General features: G+C 43.5%; 17 protein-coding genes. 9 read left to right on the top strand and 8 right to left on the bottom strand.

The features are described from left to right. Window positions 1-9: 9 nt before the first annotated feature. From F9817_RS12675 to F9817_RS12645, 7 genes are all read right to left on the bottom strand, one after another. Window positions 10-546, bottom strand: coding sequence for a cupin domain-containing protein (locus tag F9817_RS12675; protein ID WP_161156074.1), 537 nt, complete (start codon window positions 544-546; stop codon window positions 10-12). A gap of 278 nt (window positions 547-824) precedes the next feature. Then, window positions 825-1,736 (bottom strand): AraC family transcriptional regulator, encoded by a 912-nt coding sequence (locus tag F9817_RS12670; RefSeq protein WP_161156072.1) that lies wholly within the window; start codon window positions 1,734-1,736, stop codon window positions 825-827. A gap of 309 nt (window positions 1,737-2,045) precedes the next feature. Continuing rightward, window positions 2,046-2,915 carry an aldo/keto reductase gene (locus F9817_RS12665; RefSeq protein ID WP_161156070.1) on the bottom strand — a complete coding sequence of 290 codons (870 nt, stop codon included), beginning with the start codon at window positions 2,913-2,915 and terminating at the stop codon, window positions 2,046-2,048. Between the two features lie 183 nt (window positions 2,916-3,098). Then, on the bottom strand, window positions 3,099-4,295 hold the full coding sequence (locus F9817_RS12660) for an MFS transporter (protein WP_237476244.1): 1,197 nt from the start codon (window positions 4,293-4,295) through the stop codon (window positions 3,099-3,101). 229 nt (window positions 4,296-4,524) lie between these two features. Continuing rightward, window positions 4,525-5,049 carry a chromate transporter gene (locus F9817_RS12655; RefSeq protein ID WP_161156068.1) on the bottom strand — a complete coding sequence of 175 codons (525 nt, stop codon included), beginning with the start codon at window positions 5,047-5,049 and terminating at the stop codon, window positions 4,525-4,527. Window positions 5,050-5,052: 3 nt separating this feature from the next. Next, window positions 5,053-5,613, bottom strand: a complete 561-nt coding sequence (locus tag F9817_RS12650; RefSeq protein ID WP_161156066.1) for a chromate transporter — start codon at window positions 5,611-5,613, stop codon at window positions 5,053-5,055. Between the two features lie 40 nt (window positions 5,614-5,653). Beyond that, window positions 5,654-6,322: a GntR family transcriptional regulator gene (locus F9817_RS12645; RefSeq protein WP_161156064.1), complete on the bottom strand. Its 669-nt coding sequence runs from the start codon at window positions 6,320-6,322 to the stop codon at window positions 5,654-5,656. A gap of 154 nt (window positions 6,323-6,476) precedes the next feature. Between F9817_RS12645 and F9817_RS12640 the strand changes: the two genes are divergently transcribed. From F9817_RS12640 to F9817_RS12600, 9 genes are all read left to right on the top strand, one after another. Next, a complete protein-coding gene (locus F9817_RS12640; protein WP_161156062.1) occupies window positions 6,477-7,523 on the top strand; it encodes an ABC transporter ATP-binding protein in 1,047 nt (348 codons plus the stop codon). Then, window positions 7,513-8,577, top strand: coding sequence for an ABC transporter ATP-binding protein (locus F9817_RS12635; protein WP_161156060.1), 1,065 nt, complete (start codon window positions 7,513-7,515; stop codon window positions 8,575-8,577). The genes F9817_RS12640 and F9817_RS12635 overlap by 11 nt, the downstream gene beginning before the upstream one ends. Before the next feature lie 36 nt (window positions 8,578-8,613). After that, window positions 8,614-10,119 carry an ABC transporter substrate-binding protein gene (locus F9817_RS12630; RefSeq protein ID WP_202436448.1) on the top strand — a complete coding sequence of 502 codons (1,506 nt, stop codon included), beginning with the start codon at window positions 8,614-8,616 and terminating at the stop codon, window positions 10,117-10,119. Between the two features lie 71 nt (window positions 10,120-10,190). Next, window positions 10,191-11,144 carry an ABC transporter permease gene (locus tag F9817_RS12625; RefSeq protein WP_161156058.1) on the top strand — a complete coding sequence of 318 codons (954 nt, stop codon included), beginning with the start codon at window positions 10,191-10,193 and terminating at the stop codon, window positions 11,142-11,144. Then, a complete protein-coding gene (locus F9817_RS12620; RefSeq protein ID WP_161156056.1) occupies window positions 11,144-12,022 on the top strand; it encodes an ABC transporter permease in 879 nt (292 codons plus the stop codon). Before F9817_RS12625 ends, F9817_RS12620 begins: the two co-directional genes overlap by 1 nt. Before the next feature lie 15 nt (window positions 12,023-12,037). Further along, on the top strand, window positions 12,038-13,657 hold the full coding sequence (locus F9817_RS12615; protein ID WP_161156054.1) for a gamma-glutamyltransferase family protein: 1,620 nt from the start codon (window positions 12,038-12,040) through the stop codon (window positions 13,655-13,657). Window positions 13,658-13,850: 193 nt separating this feature from the next. Next, on the top strand, window positions 13,851-14,774 hold the full coding sequence (locus F9817_RS12610; RefSeq protein WP_161156052.1) for a helix-turn-helix domain-containing protein: 924 nt from the start codon (window positions 13,851-13,853) through the stop codon (window positions 14,772-14,774). Between the two features lie 147 nt (window positions 14,775-14,921). After that, on the top strand, window positions 14,922-15,803 hold the full coding sequence (locus F9817_RS12605) for an arginase family protein (protein WP_161156050.1): 882 nt from the start codon (window positions 14,922-14,924) through the stop codon (window positions 15,801-15,803). A 251-nt stretch (window positions 15,804-16,054) separates the two neighbouring features. Beyond that, complete coding sequence (locus tag F9817_RS12600; RefSeq protein ID WP_161156048.1) at window positions 16,055-16,687, top strand: flavin reductase family protein; 633 nt, start codon at window positions 16,055-16,057, stop codon at window positions 16,685-16,687. 270 nt (window positions 16,688-16,957) lie between these two features. On the opposite strand, the gene F9817_RS12595 is transcribed toward F9817_RS12600, so the two are convergent. Beyond that, the gene (locus F9817_RS12595) at window positions 16,958-17,677 is read right to left on the bottom strand and encodes a transposase (RefSeq protein WP_237476243.1); all 720 of its coding nucleotides are present in this window, start codon (window positions 17,675-17,677) and stop codon (window positions 16,958-16,960) included. Window positions 17,678-18,038: the final 361 nt, after the last annotated feature.

Raw genomic sequence — 18,038 nt, 5'->3', positions numbered from 1 at the left:
TGTTTTCAATTATTGCTCTAAACTCAACCGGTTCGCTTTGGCATAATCGTCATCTGCGACCTGTTCTTTCCAAAAAACATTTTTGCCTTGCGCATTAGCTGCGGTCACTACAAAGTGCGTCATGGGCTCTTTTGTTGTGGCTCCGTGCCAATGGTCGATCCCCGGTGGACACCAAACCGCTTCTCCAGGATGAAATGTCAGCACTGTACTATCTCGAGTCACCGTTATTGCGGTACCCGCTGTTACAATCATATGTTGACCTGCTGGATGGGAATGCCAAGCTGTGCGCGCTCCTTTGGCAAAGGTAACGTAAGCGCCAGAATAGTGAGCGATATCGTTACTCGGAAAGGCCATTTTGACATGCACTTTACCGGAAAAGTATTGGGTAGACCCATCAAACTCAGCTTGATTCACTCCACGGTACACTTGCTGTGAGGCTACAGCATTATTGATTGTAAGCGTTGTGATAATGAGGACACGTGTGATAATGAGGACAGACACCGTTAATAAACTGGTCGCCCATCGTCCCTTAGTTAAATGTCTCATCGTTTTCCCTTATTCGTGAAAAATAGCAGTGAAGTGCTAAATCAATGTTCACCCATATTCAATGAGGGGAACAAGGTTTAGCTACATTAACTAATCTAAGGTGGGGAATGTAAATTGCGTTATCCTGATCGTCCGATATCTTTGCCTAATTAATTTAGGCAAAGATGAGTTATGTAACCAGATATAACAATAGATCAGTGAGGGCTTATCTATTGGAGGTCATTATTGAGGGACATTGATATCTTATGTCGCGTTTTTATCTATCCATTCCCCCGCTATTACAACGTATCTTCAGCGCGTAATGCTTTGATGTCTTTTGCTGGTGGCGCACCAAATTGACGGCTATATTCACGGCTAAACTGTGATGGACTTTCATAGCCAACTTTAAATGTGGTGGACATGGCATCCAGATTTTCCGTCAACATTAAACGTCTTGCTTCACTAAGGCGTAATGTCTTTTGGAACTGGAGTGGCGTCATCGATGTCATCGAGCGAAAGTGGGTGTAAAAAGCTGATTTACTCATTCCACAATTGGATGCTAATTCGCTGACACTCAGAGGTTGGACAAAATTCTTTTTCAACCAATTGATAGCTTTGGATATTTGATGGCTATGGCTTCCGAATGTCACTATTTGGTTGAGACGACTGCCTTGTTCTGAGGAAAGCAGTCGATAAAAAATTTCACGTTTAATTATTGGAGCTAGAATAGCGATATTTTCTTCTTCATCTAATAGTGATAAGAGCCTAACGAAAGCATCAAGTAGGGAATCTGAAAGTTCACCAATAGCGATACCTTTTTCGGCCTTTTGATGTTTGGAAAAGCTGAGTTGACTTTCAGTAATTAACGCCGATATTTCTGGCAGGTCTAACTCCATGATGATGCCTAAGTAAGGCGATTCTTCAGACGCTTCAATAATATTGGCAATGACGGGTAAATCCACAGAAGAGATCAAAAAATGGTTAGTATCGTAAATAAACGTATCTTCTCCCAAGATCACACGTTTCTTGCCATTAGCGATCAAGCAAATTGACGCTTTATGGGTATAGCTAGTCGGCGGTGTCGGTGACGTCCAGTGACTTAATCGTAAACCTTTAATACCTGTATCAAACTGATTAGTATTCTCTGTCCACTTTTGAATGAGACTTGCTAAGCGCTGAGTGGCATTTTTAGTTTGCTGCGAATCGTTCATATGTACTCCACTTAGAAAAACCAGCTTTTATGAAGATAGTATCAAATTCATATTGGCTAAAATATGGTTGCCTGTCCTTGTTATGTTCGACAAGTTTTTTATTTTTCTATTGTTGTCTGTTACCCAATGCAAACATAAAAAACAGGCCGTCATGGCCTGGATAAAGTTCAATCCTTTGAACATCAGCAGTGGATACCTGTTATGTGTAGAAAGGCAATATAGTGGCCTTTGGTTGCAATTATTTTCGGGAAGGTAGTTACGGGGACAGGCACGATAAGAGTTGGTGCCTGTCCTTGTTAATTTATTTCTCTAATCGTGAATTTTTACGCCTAAACAACCACGAACAAATTGCGGATTAAAGTGTTTTACGGCTTCTCCCACATAACCCAAATCTAACGTATTAATTTGTTCCATTTCGGCGCTTGATAATTCGAAATCCCAAATATCAAAATTCTGTTTGATGCGTTCATTGTGCGTAGATTTCGGAATCACTGTTACGCCTCGTTGCATATTCCAGCGTAAGATAACTTGAGCAACACTCTTACCATGTTGTGCAGCAATGCTGAGCAACATTTTATCTTCAAATGGCTGATGACGTCCGCCCCCCAACGGTGCCCATGCTTCAGGTTGAACGTTATAATATTTCATCGTTTCAACTGCTTCAGGTTGAGCAAAATATGGGTGTAATTCCACCTGATTGACCATAGGTGTGACTTTTACGGTTTCACAGAAATTAGCGAGTACATGAGCGTAGAAATTTGAGACGCCAATAGACTTTAATTTGCCTTCCTCATACGCGTCTTCAAGTGCACGCCATGCACTAAAGTAATCGCCCATTGCTTGGTGAAGTAGATATAAATCAAAGTAGTCCAAGCCTGCTTTTTGAAGGGATGATTCAATCCCTGCTTTGGCCATATCGTAATTGGCCATATCTTGCACCCACAGTTTTGAGGTGATAAATAACTCGTCACGGGTGCAAACTCCTTCGGCAATCGCTTCGCGTACGGCATCGCCAACCGCGTCTTCATTTCCATAAACAGCAGCAGTATCGATAAGACGGTATCCAGCACGAATCGCACTCAGAACCGATTGTTTGCACTCTTCTTTATCGGTGACTTGAAAAACGCCAAATCCAGCCATCGGCATTTTAAGGTTGTTATTTAATGTTGTATATTCCATCGAGAATATCTCCACTCTGCTGATTATTTAAATGTACTCACTGAGTGAACATCATCATGTTCATGATCTCAACGAGAGAGAAATTATGCCACGGTAGCTTATTATTTAGTTTGCCTGATACTCGGCATTGTTTGCCTAAAATTCCATATTTTAAAAATTCAAAAGAGCAAAGGCATTATTATATTAGGTCATTACTTGCGTCTTTGGTTTTTTGGTACGGTACCATGTGATCAGTACGGTGATTGAACCAAATAAAGCAAGAACCCCATATCCACATGCTACTTGTAATAAATGATAGTGTTGCGAGAAGCGTCCCGCGATGTAAGTAGGAACAGCAGCACCTATGTATGAAGTGGTGTAAATTACCGAGAGTACATTTGCCCGTTCTTCCGCTAATAATCCTTGAATCATGGTCTGGATACTGCCAGATAAGACTAACCCTTGTGTAATACCTGCCAGCACACTGGCAATTAAAAATGGTAGTAACGACCCTTGGTGTAGTGAAAACAAAATGGCAATAACGCAAAGCGTAAATAGCAACATGCCATACCGTTGCGCTTTAGAGGCAGACATCTTACTGGCAATAGAGGCCCCAATTGAGCTGGGTGCCATGATAGCTGCAAACACACATGCAGCGGCAATTGCGCTATTGGAATGCAGTTGCTCTCGCGCCATAGCAGGACCGAAAGCTTGAAAGAAACCGCCAAGCGCCCAAGTGCAAATAAAGGTACACGCTGCAATAGGAAATGCCTGTCGTGCTGTTTGGGGTAATCTAAAGTTTGGTTTAAGAGAGGAAATCGCACCTGGCCGTTTGTGTATTGTTTCTTGGGCTCGAATGCTCATTAATAAACACACGACTAGAATGATAAACGCGATAAGAAAAGGTAATTGACGTGGGAGGACACCAGCATCAAATATCACCCCCGATCCTAATCCACCGAAGGTGAGCCCAGTCATTGGCCCACAACTGATTACCGCTGGTGCAACCCAGCTAGGTACTGATTTAGCATGGTCGGCGACCCATGCTGCTAATGCAGTTGTTGCTAGGCCACAAGATAGCCCTTGTAGTAAACGACCGCCAATAAGTTGGTAAGTTGAATGTAAGTTAATGAAGAAAAGAAGCGATAAAGCAGCGAGTAGCAGTGCGGTGATCGATACAACTTTTCTCCCTAAAAAATTGGACAAACGTCCAAGTAATACCAGCGCAATCACTGCCCCTAGAAAATACACCACAGAACTAAGGGATAAACCTAAGTAACTAATGTGGTCTTCGGTTTGATACACACCATATAACGGAATAGCAGTGGCTGCCGTAAAGTACGTTGCCATTAACGACAATGCAGCACTGATAAAAGAAAAAGGGGTTGTTTGATTGTTCAAAAGGGCATCCTTATCGAGCAGTGACGAGAGTGAAGCTGATTGTGCCAATGAGAATGCAATTATAAGAGTCAACCCAAACAGGAGATTGCCCAATATTCCGGAAATATTGCTTGTTGCTACATACCTGCTTTTATTGAAAATGTGAGAGGTTAGTGGCGGGCTTAATTTGGCGTTAAATAAGGAGATAGGTAAATAGCCGCAATCCATTGCTACATTGCGGCTTTTATCGTTACATCAAGATAGCGCCATAGGCTAGGCTAAAAGCAATAACCAATGTTGGGTGTATTTTAAAGCGGTTAAGCGCAAATGCTGATGCAACAAATAGAATCACAAAGTGGATCGGAAATTCAGTGAAGGCTTGGGCAAACAGTTTATAGGTAAGGGCGGCCATCAGAACCGTGACAACTGGCAGTACCCATTGGCTCATGGCTTTCACTTTGGGTGAATTACGAAATTTGTACAGGACACTGAGAGCGACAATCATAATGATCAACGTTGGGGCGACCGTTGCAATCAGCGCGATGGCAGCGCCCGGAGCACCGGCAATTTGGTAGCCGATGTAACCAGACATCTTCGTCGCTATTGGGCTTGGTAGGGCATTGCCCAATGCTAACACTTCAGAAAATTGTCCGGTTGTCATCCAGTGATAATGGCCCACCACTTGATCTTCAATGAGTGGAATTATCGCCGGTCCGCCGCCATAACCCACAATATTGGGAATAAAAAAGGCGAGAAAAATATCAAGATAAAGCATGGGTTATGATTCCGTTTCTGAAGGTTTTAATCTCGGGGATGGTTTGCATAATGCCGCCAATAGGATGGCTGCAATCACGAGTCCTGGGTGGATATGAAGTAAATCAATGAGGACAAAGGCTACTACACACATAATGCAGGTAGCGATACCGATCGCTTTGTAGCCTTTTTTGAAAAAATCCCAGGTCAGTTTGGTTAGCATCCACGTTACAACAGGGACGACGCCATGAGCCATGCCTGCCACCCAAGGTTTATCGCGGTATTGATTCAGTAATGATAGGCCAGCAATCATCACAATCACGAGAGGAACCATAATGGCGATCACCGCCAATAACATGCCCACATATCCACCCACCTTATAACCGATGTAGCCGGCCATTTTAGTCGCGATTGGGCCGGGTAAGGTGTTACCAATTGCCAGCACGTTCGAAAATTCATCGTCGTCCATCCACTTATAGCGATTCACGACTTCGGCGTGTACTAATGGAATCATAGTAGGGCCTCCACCAAATCCGAATATGCCAATCCGGAAAAAGGCGAGGAACAGATCGATCCAGTTTTTCATTGTCAGTGTTTTTCCTTAAACGTTCTTTTCATGATGATGGTTAAGCGACAATCGCTTTGGCGGAATGACGAATATGTTCTGCCAATACGGTCATTGCTTCTTCTTTGTTACGTTCGATAACCAGTTCTTTTAGACGGCGGTGATACTCTACGCTGGTATTGGCACTAAATTGAAAGGTCGCACTGTAGCGGCGATATCGGTCAAATTGTGCATTAAGGCTTTTCACAAAAAATAACAACCAGTTAGATTGCGAACCAGAGAGCAGGGCTTGATGAAAATCTTCATGGGCTTTATCCAGATCATCGCGGCTTTGTGGTGAAATATCGCCTTGTTCATGGACTCTTTTTTCTTGTTGTGAGAGCAAATGATAAGCAGCAACGATCTCACTTTCCCACTTTAAATCACCTTTCTCAATTGCCATCTCTAACGCCATGCATTCGAGTTTAATTCGCGTGTTTGTGATGTCTTCAAAGTCAGCTTGAGACATTTCAGGAACACGAAATCCTCGCTGGCCTGAGTTAATCAATAATTGGCTTTCTGCTAAGCGTGATAAGGCTTCACGCAAAGGGCTATAGCTCACGTTATAACGTTCTTTGATCGACTCAAGCTTAATTTTTTCCCCGCTGGGATATATCCCATTAATGATGTCTTTTTTGAGGGCTTGATAGATCATTTCTGAGGTAGTTAGTGTTGTATTTTCCTCACTCATTATCGGTCACCTATAGCTTTTTCTTATTGTAAGTAGCGGATAGTATCGCAAAAATATAATTTTATACATATTAATTTAAATGTTGACCATTTTAAAAAATATCGATATTTTTGTTTTGTTAACACATAACAATGGAATTGTTACAGGAGGCGACATGGATCAGGAGCCGCTACTTGATGTTCAAGACCTGTACTTGAGTGTGCAAACACATCAGGGACAGGCACATATTTTAGATGGAGTGAGCTTTTCCTTACGAAAAGGGAAGGTGACGTGCCTCGTTGGTGAAAGTGGATGCGGTAAAAGCGTGACATCACTGACGATCATGGGGCTACAACATCCTTTAGTGAAAGCCAAAAATAAAGGGTTGTCGGCACAAGGCCGAATTATGTTTCAGCAGCAAAACCTGCTGGAATACAGTGATGAGCAGATGGAAACATTACGTGGCAATCAAATTGCGATGGTGTTTCAAGAACCAATGACATCCCTTAACCCTGTTCATACGATCGGTGAGCAATTATCCGAAGCGGTTCGCACTCATCATGCCGAACTTTCTGAGCAAGAGATCGAAGCAAAGGTGCTCAGTACGCTAGAAAAAGTACAAATTTCTGGAGCTGGACGTCTGGATGAATACCCGTTTCAGTTATCGGGGGGGATGCGTCAACGCGTTATGATCGCGATGGCACTCATTAATGACCCTAAATTGTTGATTGCCGATGAGCCTACCACCGCACTAGATGTGACCGTTCAAGCGCAAATTCTTAAACTCGTCAAAGAGTTGCAGCAAGAGCATGATGCGTCGATTCTCTTTATTACGCATGACTTAGGCGTTGTGGCCGAAGTGGCCGATGATGTTGTCGTGATGTATGGCGGCCATGTGGTCGAAAGTGGCCCGGTAGAAGAGGTTTTTCGCGATCCGCAGCATCCTTATCTTATCGGTTTACTCAATTCCATTCCTCGTATTGGTGAAAAGAAAGCCGAGTTGGAAACGATATCTGGCATGGTACCTCCTGTCACGAACATGCCGCAAGGTTGTCGGTTCAATACGCGTTGCCCGTTTGCTAACGAGCAGTGCCAGAAAAAGCCACCCCAGCATGATCATCAAAATGGTCATCAAAGCCACTGTTGGTTTACCCCACTAGAAAGCCATTTTTCTGTTGAAGATGAACACGCTCGCTCATTGGAGGCAACTCATGCCTGCTAAATCTATTTTAACGGCCAAAAAGTTAGAGAAACACTTTCCTAGTTCTGATGGTACGACTGTTCATGCAGTGAATGGCGTGAGTTTCGACGTGTATGAAGGGGAAACCTTAGCGATTGTCGGTGAATCTGGGTGTGGTAAATCGACGCTGGGGCGAATGCTACTCAGGTTACATGAACCAAGTGCTGGCGATGTTCTGTATAAAGGTGAAAGCCTGCTGGCACTTAAAAGCAAAGAGATGCGGAGTTTGCGCAAAGAGCTGCAAATGATTTTCCAAGACCCGTTTGCGTCATTAAACCCGCGTATGACGGTGTACAAAACGCTGTCTGAGCCACTTAAGTTACATCAATCATTGCATGGTAAAGCATTAGAGCAAGCGGTATTTGATTTGCTCGAATTGGTCGGATTATCAACGTTTCACGCCAATAGTTATCCGCAAGAATTCAGTGGAGGTCAGCGCCAGCGGATCGCAATTGCACGCGCCTTAGCCACCAAGCCAACGTTAATTGTGGGGGATGAGCCTGTTTCAGCATTGGATGTGTCTGTTCAAGCTCAGGTCATTAATTTAATGAATGAGCTGAAGGCCAAGTTTGGTCTCACTATGATTTTGATTTCGCACGATTTATCCGTCATTGAACATATGGCCGATCGTGTCATTGTGATGTATTTGGGACAAATCGTAGAAATTGGTACAACAGAACAGGTGTTTAATCGTCCGAAGCATCCTTATACGCAAGCGTTGTTATCATCGATTCCTCATCCTGTGCCTGGGTTTAAGCAGCTAAAAACCTTAGAAGGTGAACTGCCTAATCCAAAGAATCTTCCTCAAGGGTGTTATTTCCGTTCTCGCTGCAAATTTACTGGTATTCGCTGTGAGCAGGAGCATCCGCGTTGTGATATCGAGATCAATGCAGACCATCATGTCGCCTGTTTTCAATATCAGCAGGTACCGGAGTTTATCCCAGTGAAGCTCGAAGAACATGAATCTCATGATTATCAACTAAGACAGAAAATTTATCGGCAATTTTCCGAAGCCAAACTTGCGGCCGAATTGTAAGCAAGTCACATCAACTCATCGATATAAGGATATAGCATGAAAATGAAGAACTTGAGCCTATTGCTCTTAGCAGTGATGGCTCCACTAAGTAGTGCCTACGCAAAGGATCTGACTATAGGTATTAACTCTGATCCCGATGCGCTTGACCCAGATACCAGCAGCACCATGGTGGGCCGTGAAGTGTATACCTCTCTATTTGATAAGTTGGTTGATATCGACCAGCAACTCAACATTATTCCAATGCTCGCGACCAGTTGGGGCTGGGTGGATCACAACAAAGCACTAGTGATGAAACTGCGTCAAAACGTAAAATTTCAGGATGGCACGCCATTTAATGCCGAAGCGGTTAAATTCAACATTGATCGATCTATGAACCTGAAAGGCTCACGTCGTAAAGGCGAATTGAGTGTGGTTAAAAATGTGGAAGTGGTGGATGAATACACGGTCAAAATCAATCTGAAAAAACCGTTTATCCCATTGCTTGCAGCACTAGCCGATCGTGCTGGTATGATGGTTTCACCAACAGCTGTGAAAAAAGAGGGTAAAAATTTTGCTCAACATCCGGTGGGAACTGGGCCTTATAAATTTGAATCTCGCGTTGCTCAAGACCGTATTGTCTTAGACAAATTTGACGGCTACTGGGATGCATCACATTACCACTTCGACAAAGTGACATTTCGTCCATTACCCGATTCTACTATTCGTTTAGCCAACCTCGAATCTGGACAGTTAGACATCGCGGAACGTATTGCGCCAACAGATATTGCCAAAGTAAAAAGCAACAGCAAACTGAAATTAGTTGAAGCAACCAGTATCGGTTACAACGGCATTATTTTTAACCTTGGATACGGTGTCAACAAAGATAAAGATATGGCGGTTAAAAATCCGCTGGTTCGTGAAGCGTTTGAATATGCCATTGATCGTAATGTCATTAATCAAGTGGTGTTTGCTAACCAATATATTGTTGATAACCAATGGGTGAGTACCGAAAGTGACTATCATGCGGATGGATTACCTGTGCCGACCCGTGATGTGGCTAAGGCCAAAGCACTGCTTAAACAAGCGGGTTATGACAAAGGCGTGAGCATTGAATTAATGATCGCTAACACCTCAGAAGCTACGCAAATTGGTCAGGTCATTCAAGCGATGGCTGGAGAAGCGGGCATTAACGTCAAACTTAAAACCATGGAGTTTGCAACGTCTTTGCAAGTTGAGAACAAAGGCGATTATGAAGCTTACATTTTAGGCTGGAGTGGACGAGTTGATCCAGATGGCAACATTTACTCGTTTTACGGCGAAGGTGCGCCATTGAATGAAAATGGGTTCCACGACAAAGAAGTTCAGGGATTATTGGATGCTGCTCGCACGGAACAAGATGTCGAAAAACGCAAAGCGGACTATGCCAAAGCAATGAAACGTGTTGCTGAGTTACGCCCTTGGTTATACCTATACCATCCAAAATGGCAGTGGGCGGTATCGTCAGATATTAAACACTTTGCTCCATTCGGTGATGGCATGCCACGTTTACGTGATGTGCAATAACCTCAATCTGTAAGTTTTAGTTTGAAATTAAGAGGAAAGGTACTTCCTTTCCTCTTAGACAAGGAATGTCTATGCTTTCGTTCATACTCAAGCGCCTCTATACCGCAATTCCAACCTTGTTGCTGATTTCGTTGTTTATTTTTGGTCTACAAAAATTAATTCCGGGGGATCCTGCACTGATTTTGGCTGGTGAAGACCGCAGTCCTGAAGCTCTCGCATACATACGCGATATGTATCATCTGAATGAACCTTTCATTACTCAGTATTTTTACTGGATCAGTAACGCACTGACTGGGGATTTGGGCACTTCAATGAAAACCAGCCAGCCCGTGGTTGATTTATTGTTGTCCAAATTGCCTGTCACCATTGAACTGAGCCTTTTGGCCATGGCGTTTGCTCTGGTTATCAGTATTCCGATGAGTGTCATTGCGGCGGTCAAACGCAATTCCAAATGGGATATTGGTGCGAGTATTTTTGCGTTAGCGGGACAGTCCATCCCTAACTTCTGGCTAGGGTTTATGATGATTCTTTTGGTGTCAGTCAGTTGGGGATTATTACCCGCTTCTGGTTATGTGAGTCCGCTTGAGAGCTTGTCACAGAACCTTGAAACCATGGTCATGCCAGCCTTTGTGTTAGGAACCGCGTTAGCGGCAACGCTCTTTCGCCATTCGAGAGGGGCGATGTTAGAAGTGCTTTCAGCTGATTATATTCGTACTGCACGAGCAAAAGGCGTAAAGCGTAAAACGATTTACTTAAAGCATGCATTACGTAACGCACTAATTCCGGTTGTGACACTCGCAACGATTCAGTTTGGTGAACTTTTGGGCGGCGCAGTGCTCACCGAACAGGTATTTACCATTCCTGGCTTGGGTAAATTGATTGTTGATTCGGTCTACAACCGCGATTTCCCTGTCGTCCAAGGTGTGGTGATGTTTTCCGCTCTCATGTTTATCTTAAGTAATATTTTGGCCGATGCGGCGTATTACTTATTAGATCCTAAGTTACGAATTCGGGAGGTTCACTAATGACTACGGCTGTAGTGACAACCAGACCAACCCCAACATTTTGGTCAAAACTGGCTACCAATCGTTCATGGATGAAGTTTCGTGCGAACCCCGTGGGCTGGATAGGGCTCATTGTGATTGTGGCCTTTGTGGTGATGGCGATTTGTGCGCCATGGCTTGCGCATTTTGAGCCAACGAAAACCAACTGGATGGCGGTTCGCCAAGCCCCATCGGCAACCTATTGGTTAGGCACTGATGAGATAGGGCGTGATATTTATAGTCGCTTACTCTTTGGTGCCAGAGCTTCGTTAATGGCTGGATTTTTCTCGGTCTTTATTGCGTTAATTATTGGTGTGCCACTGGGTATGATTGCCGGTTATTGTGGCGGTAAAGTCGACAGCGTAATTTCTCGCTGCACCGAAGCCATCATGGCGATGCCATCGTTAATTCTGGCTATCGCATTAGCAGCAGCGTTAGGCGCTAGTTTAACTAATGCTATGTTGGCGATCGGTATTGCGAACGTGCCGTTATTTATCCGTTTAACTCGCGGCCAAGTCATGACGGTCAAATACTTGGAATATGTAGAAGCCGCTTTCTCTGTGGGCACGTCTCACTTAGGTATCTTAGTGAAATACATTTTGCCTAACATACTCGCACCACTCTTTATTCAGGTCACTTTGTCTTTGGCAAGCGCCATTATTGCAGAGTCGAGCCTATCGTTTCTTGGATTAGGTCAGCAGCCGCCAGCGGCTAGCTGGGGCAGTATGTTAAATGCTGCAAAGGGTTTTCTTACTCAAGCTCCATGGATGGCTATTTGGCCGGGAATGGCAATCTTTGTCGTTGTACTGGCATTCAATTTATTTGGTGACGCATTGCGTGATGCGCTCGATCCAAAGTAGTAAAAAGGATTATTTATGAAAATTCACTCAACAGATTACCCTTATGCATCGCAACGCAATGCGATATACGGCACCAATGGCATGGTAGCGACATCGCAGCCACTTGCAGCCCAAGCTGGGATTCGGATGTTGCAAAATGGCGGTAATGCAATTGATGCGGCCATTGCCACTGCTGCGGCATTAACCGTGGTCGAGCCCACAGCGAATGGCATCGGTGGGGATGCGTATGCGTTGGTTTGGATCAAAGATAAATTACACGGCTTGAATGCCAGTGGTTTATCTCCAGCATCAATAAATGTTGATGTACTAAAGGAGCAAGGCTTAACGGAAATGCCAACTTACGGTTGGACTCCAGTGACTGTGCCAGGAACGCCCTCTGCTTGGGTCGCATTAAATGAGCGTTGGGGAAAGTTAACTTTGCTTGAGTGTTTAACCCCAGCGATTGAATATGCCGAGAAGGGCTACCCAGTAAGTCCGACACTTGCGAAATATTGGCATAAAGCATTTGTAAAATTTAGCCAATTGAGAAATGAAGAAAACGGCGACGTTTATCAACAGTGGCTTAATACGTTTGCGCCAGAAGGGCGAGCTCCTAAACTGGGTGAGATTTGGCGCTCACAAGGCCATGCCAATACATTGCGGGCTATTGGTGAAAGCAATGGGGAAGATTTCTATCGCGGTGAGATAGCAAAAGCCATTGCGAAGGCAAGCAAAGCGGAAGGCGGGTTCATCTGTGAACAGGATTTACAGGAGCACAAAGTAGAGTGGGTTGAGCCGGTCAAAGCCAATTACCGTGGTTATGATATTTGGGAAATTCCACCTAATGGCCAAGGTATGATTGCCTTAATGGGATTAAATATTCTCAAACAGTTTAATGCACAAAAGCATAATGATGCAGACATGATGCACAAGCAGATTGAAGCAACAAAACTCGCGTTCGCGGATGGTCTCCATTACATTACCGATATCAATGCGATGCAAGTGGATCCGCAAGATCTATTGAGTGACGCATATTCGCAGCAGCGTGCCCAATTGATTACGGAACAAGCGCAAACTCACTGCCATGGCGACCCTAAATCAAGTGGTACGGTGTATTTGGCAACAGCCGATAATGAAGGCAACATGGTCTCCTTCATTCAAAGTAACTACATGGGCTTTGGCTCAGGTATTGTGGTTCCTGGCACTGGAATCGGATTGCAAAATCGTGGTCATACTTTCTCTTTCGATCCATCACACGCCAACTTTTTAGCACCTAAAAAACGCACTTATCACACGATCATTCCGGGTTTTATTAGCTATCAAGGGCAAGCGATTGGTCCATTTGGTGTCATGGGCGGCTTTATGCAGCCTCAGGGGCATTTGCAAGTCGCGATGAACCTGATTGATTTTAAATTGAATCCTCAATCTGCATTAGATGCCCCTCGCTGGCAGTGGATGAAGGGCAATCATGTTGAAGTGGAACAGGCAATGCCATCCCATATCATTCATGGGCTGTTGGAACGAGGCCATGAAGTGACAGTAAGTCCGGATAGTGGTGGGTTCGGTCGTGGGCAAGCCATTTTACGAGACCCTGGTAGTGCAGTTCTTGTTGGTGGCACAGAAGCCAGAACGGATGGCGCAGTCATCGCGTTTTAAAGTGTGGCTCACGCGTATTTTGCTTGATTCAATGCTCCAGTGTTACTGGGGCATTTTTTATATCTGTTCTCCACCGGAGGGAGAGGTGGGCTTTATCACTACTGTACCTTTAGTTCTTGGAACGTATATACTGGAGCAACGATTAACGGGCTAGATTGATTTGCTACATCGACTATTGGGAGGATCGAAGTGTATGGTTAAGCGTTTTTCCACACATGATATCGTTGATTCAGAACGCTTTGATTATTGGCAAGGTTTAATTAATTCAACCTATTATACGCCGACTTATAATCGACGCTTAAGCAGTGATGGCTTTGATGGATCGTTAGAAATCAAGCGATTTGGTGGTTCTCTGATTACTCGTATTAAATCGACACCGATAGAATACTGTGATTACAAACCTGATGAAAACGACAACATTCTTGTTACTCTTTCTTTTTGCGAGCACGCAATTTTGAACCAAAATGGCCAGACGCTTGAGCAAGGAGCGGGGGATATTTTGGTGTACGATAGTGCGCTACCGTTCTCCTGCCATTTCCCAACTGGGGACGATCAAATTGTAATGTCGATTCCTCGAACTCTTTTTTTGTCTCATATCAGTCAGCCGGATCGGGTGATTAACCAAGTGCTGAGTCGTCAATCGCCATTGGGCAATGTGTCAGTGTCGTTGATGGATAGCATCTGTCAAGTGAGTGAACAAGAGACGGGCATCGGCGATAAGATGATTTCATCGATGCTAACAATGCTTGATTCAGCCTACGAAGCCATTAATGAGCCCGTGTTATCTCAGAGAGCAAACCAAAAGCTCTATAAAGTGCAAAAATATCTTCTTGATAATATGGACGATGCTTCGCTCTCTCTTGAAACGATAGCCAACGACAATAACATGTCCTCGCGTACGCTGAATCGCTTGTTTGCTAAAGAGGGAACCACGGCAATGCGTTGGTTATGGCAACAACGACTTAACGCCTGTTATAAAGCATTAATGAATGCTCGTTATTCAACCATTACAGAAACGGCCTTTAGCTATGGTTTTTCCAATATGACTCATTTTAGTCGCTTATTTAAAGAAACCTATGGAGTGACGGCAAAACAGCTGGTTGAACAGCGACGTTAAACCCATGGCGCGATAAGCAAAGAGATTGTCTGTTTCAGACTAACGGATATAGATAGCTCGCTCTCATAATGGTTTCCGGATTAAAACCGTTAATCAACTAATAATATGGATGTTCAGTAGATGCTGAACATTGAGGAGTGAAGTTTTATGGCTGATACAGCACAAAAAAAACCATTACGTTTGGTTTTTCCTCAATGGCAAGGTGGTGATAATCCTCCGTACTATTTTGGTGCTCAATTATTAAACTGGTTAGCACCAACACCGAATGGCCCAGTTGAAGAAATTGCTGTTCGTGAACCAACTTCCGAAGCGCTGCAAATTGAGCAAGGTATTGTCGGCCGCTCTGTGTTACTTGAACAACTTCATGATGCACGCGCTAAAATTGAAAAACACCAACCAGATAGCATTGTGATTATCGGCGGTGACTGCTTGGTCGATCTTGCCCCATTTGCGTATTTGAACGAACGCTATGATGGTGAATTGGCCGTTCTTTGGGTAGACGCTCACCCAGATATCATGAGTAAAGAACAGTTCGAACATGCACACGCACATGTCTTAGGCCAATTACTCGGTAATGGGGATGAAGGCTTTACTGAAGTCGTTAAGCAACCTATCAAAAGCAGTAACGTCTGCTACCTTGGCGTAAATGAACCGACTGAGTGGGAAGCTGGTGAAATGGATCGTCTTGGTTTGAAAAATATTTCTCCAGAGGAATATGCCCAAAAAGGTAATCAAGCAGTCATTGATTGGTTTAAATCAACGGGGGCTAAACATCTTGCGATTCACCTCGATTTAGACGTTATCGATCCTGCGACATTCAAAGCACTATTGTTCGCTCAGCCTGATGCAGAACCGGATGCATTCGAAGGTATCGCAACGGGTAAATTGACCATTGCTCAAGTGATCAGCGCGCTCCAAGCCGTGAGCCAAGAAGCTCAAGTCGTCGGTATTGGCGTGGCTGAACACCTACCTTGGGATGCGATCGCAATGAAAAATATGTTAGCCAAATTGCCCCTTATCGGCGCATAAACCTCCTTTTTATTAAGGACAGGCACCTTTATGTTGGTTGAAATCATAAAACATTAAAGGGACAGACACTTTAAGGTGTTCTAAAAATAGAAAAGGCAGTATACGGATAAAGTTGCTGCCTTTTTTGTTTCGTTGTTATCCTGTTATCACTAAGCAGTGAAAGGGAACTTGAGTCGAGTTATCGATATTTTTGCTGCATTAGTTGAAACGCTATGAAATACATTGAACTATTGCGACGTAGGAGAACGGTTATGCCATCATCTAACTATTATTATGAACCACAACAGGGCCATGGCTTAGCGCATGACCCATTCAAATCAATCATTGCACCGCGCCCGATTGGTTGGATTTCTACTCGTTCATCTCAAGGTATTGATAACCTAGCGCCATACAGTTTTTTTAATGCATTTAGCGATACACCACCCATCATTGGGTTCTCTTCGGCTGGTTGGAAAGATTCGGTAGAAAATATTAAACAAACAGGCGAGTTTTGTTGGAATATGACAACGCGTGATTTGGCGGAAAAAATGAATCAAAGCTGCGCGGCTATTCCTTCAGAAATGTCTGAGTTTGAATTCAGTGGGTTGACTCCAGTTGAATCAAAATTGGTCAATGTCCCTCGAGTAGAAGAATCTCCAGTTTCATTTGAATGCAAGTTGACTCAGCTCATCCAGCTCAATAATGCTGAGCAACAAGCGATTCCATATTGGTTAGTCTTAGGAGAGGTTATCGGTGTTCATATCAATTCTGATTTTATTGAAGATGGTGTATTCCAAACGATTAAAGCTCAACCTGTGACTCGCGCTGGTGGTCCAACGAGTTACTTTGGTATTAGTGAAGCCACGGAATTTGTTCTGGTACGCCCTCAATATCCGAGCAAATAGTAAGAAAACTATTTTGATGGCAAGGTGAGTTATACGGCGAGCCCTAGTAGGCGCTTTTTATTCATGGATCGTTTGGCATTTGATAGTTTCTCTTGGCTGCCGATACACAAATAGCCTTTTTGCTCAAGCTGAGTTGATGTGTTTAAAAAATCCATCACTTGGGCATCGAGTCGGGAAAAGATATCAGGCAGATTGCTATCTAATGTGACTGAGTCTGTTTTTGTCTGGTATTTAGCAATCCAATTAACTAACTCAAGGTAATCTCGTAAGTTATATGGAATAGCATGAGTTAGCTCTCCCTTTTTGCGATGTTTTAAAAGGGCATAAGGCGGTAGGTGTCTGTACTTGCTCTTTTAGCGACGTTACACGCAGTTTTATAGATGTGTACTTTGATTGCTCTGGTGTTACTTCTATGCCAGCTCGGACAGGGTTTAAATCCACATATGCCATTGCTGCGAGTAAAGCGGTTTCATCTAAGAGCGCATGAGATCTAAATCGACCTTCCCAAAAATGTCCGGTGCATTTATCTTCTCGGTTTGCCATCAATGCTATGGACATATTTAATTCTTTCATCATCCAACTTAGAGAAGATAATCTCTCTCGCCAAAGCTCGACAACTTTCATACAAGCCCTAAGAGCATGTTTATCCATGGGTAAACCATGTTTGAACTGAGTGATTAATGGATCAATCTTGTGCTCTGCGGACCAACGTTCAACAACCTCTAGATCTGATAGCTTTTCGGCCTTTTCTTTATTTATGTGCACGACTAGATGATAGTGATTACTCATAACGGAATATGAACAAATATCGATGCAGTAAATATGTGCTAATTGATGAATACGTTGCTCAATCCAGTGACGACGGTGCTCATAACTTTGATTTGTAACGGGATCTTTACCACAGAGAAAAGAGCGACGAACGCAACGCGAGACACAATGGTAGTAGGGCGTGATCGTCAGATCTATTTGTTGTTTGCGAGCAATAGTCATAATAAATCATGTATGGATAAACAGTATTTGTATCTTGATGATGCTGACCCCAATTGAACATTCTCACTATAAAAAGTTGAGACGCACTTCAACAAAAAGAGTTCAATTAAAGTGCCTGTCCTTCTTTAGGGGACATGAGATAAACTCCCGTTCTAGAAAACGCAGCAACGTCACCCATCATGGGGGGAGCCATGAGATGAATAAGCAAATGAATACAAGGTTACAGAAAATAAAAAATTGAAATGCGACTAAATGGCAATTTCATTTTCCAATTTAATGGTCTTAATTTTTTCTTATTGGAAGCTAAGTGATGCTTTATGAAGTTGAAATATAAATTGATTGTGATGATGCGTTTTATAAC

Origin of the sequence: Vibrio eleionomae (genome assembly GCF_009874545.1) — a bacterium.
Lineage (GTDB): Bacteria > Pseudomonadota > Gammaproteobacteria > Enterobacterales > Vibrionaceae > Vibrio > Vibrio nitrifigilis.
This window is presented reverse-complemented; position numbering and strand designations above follow the sequence as displayed.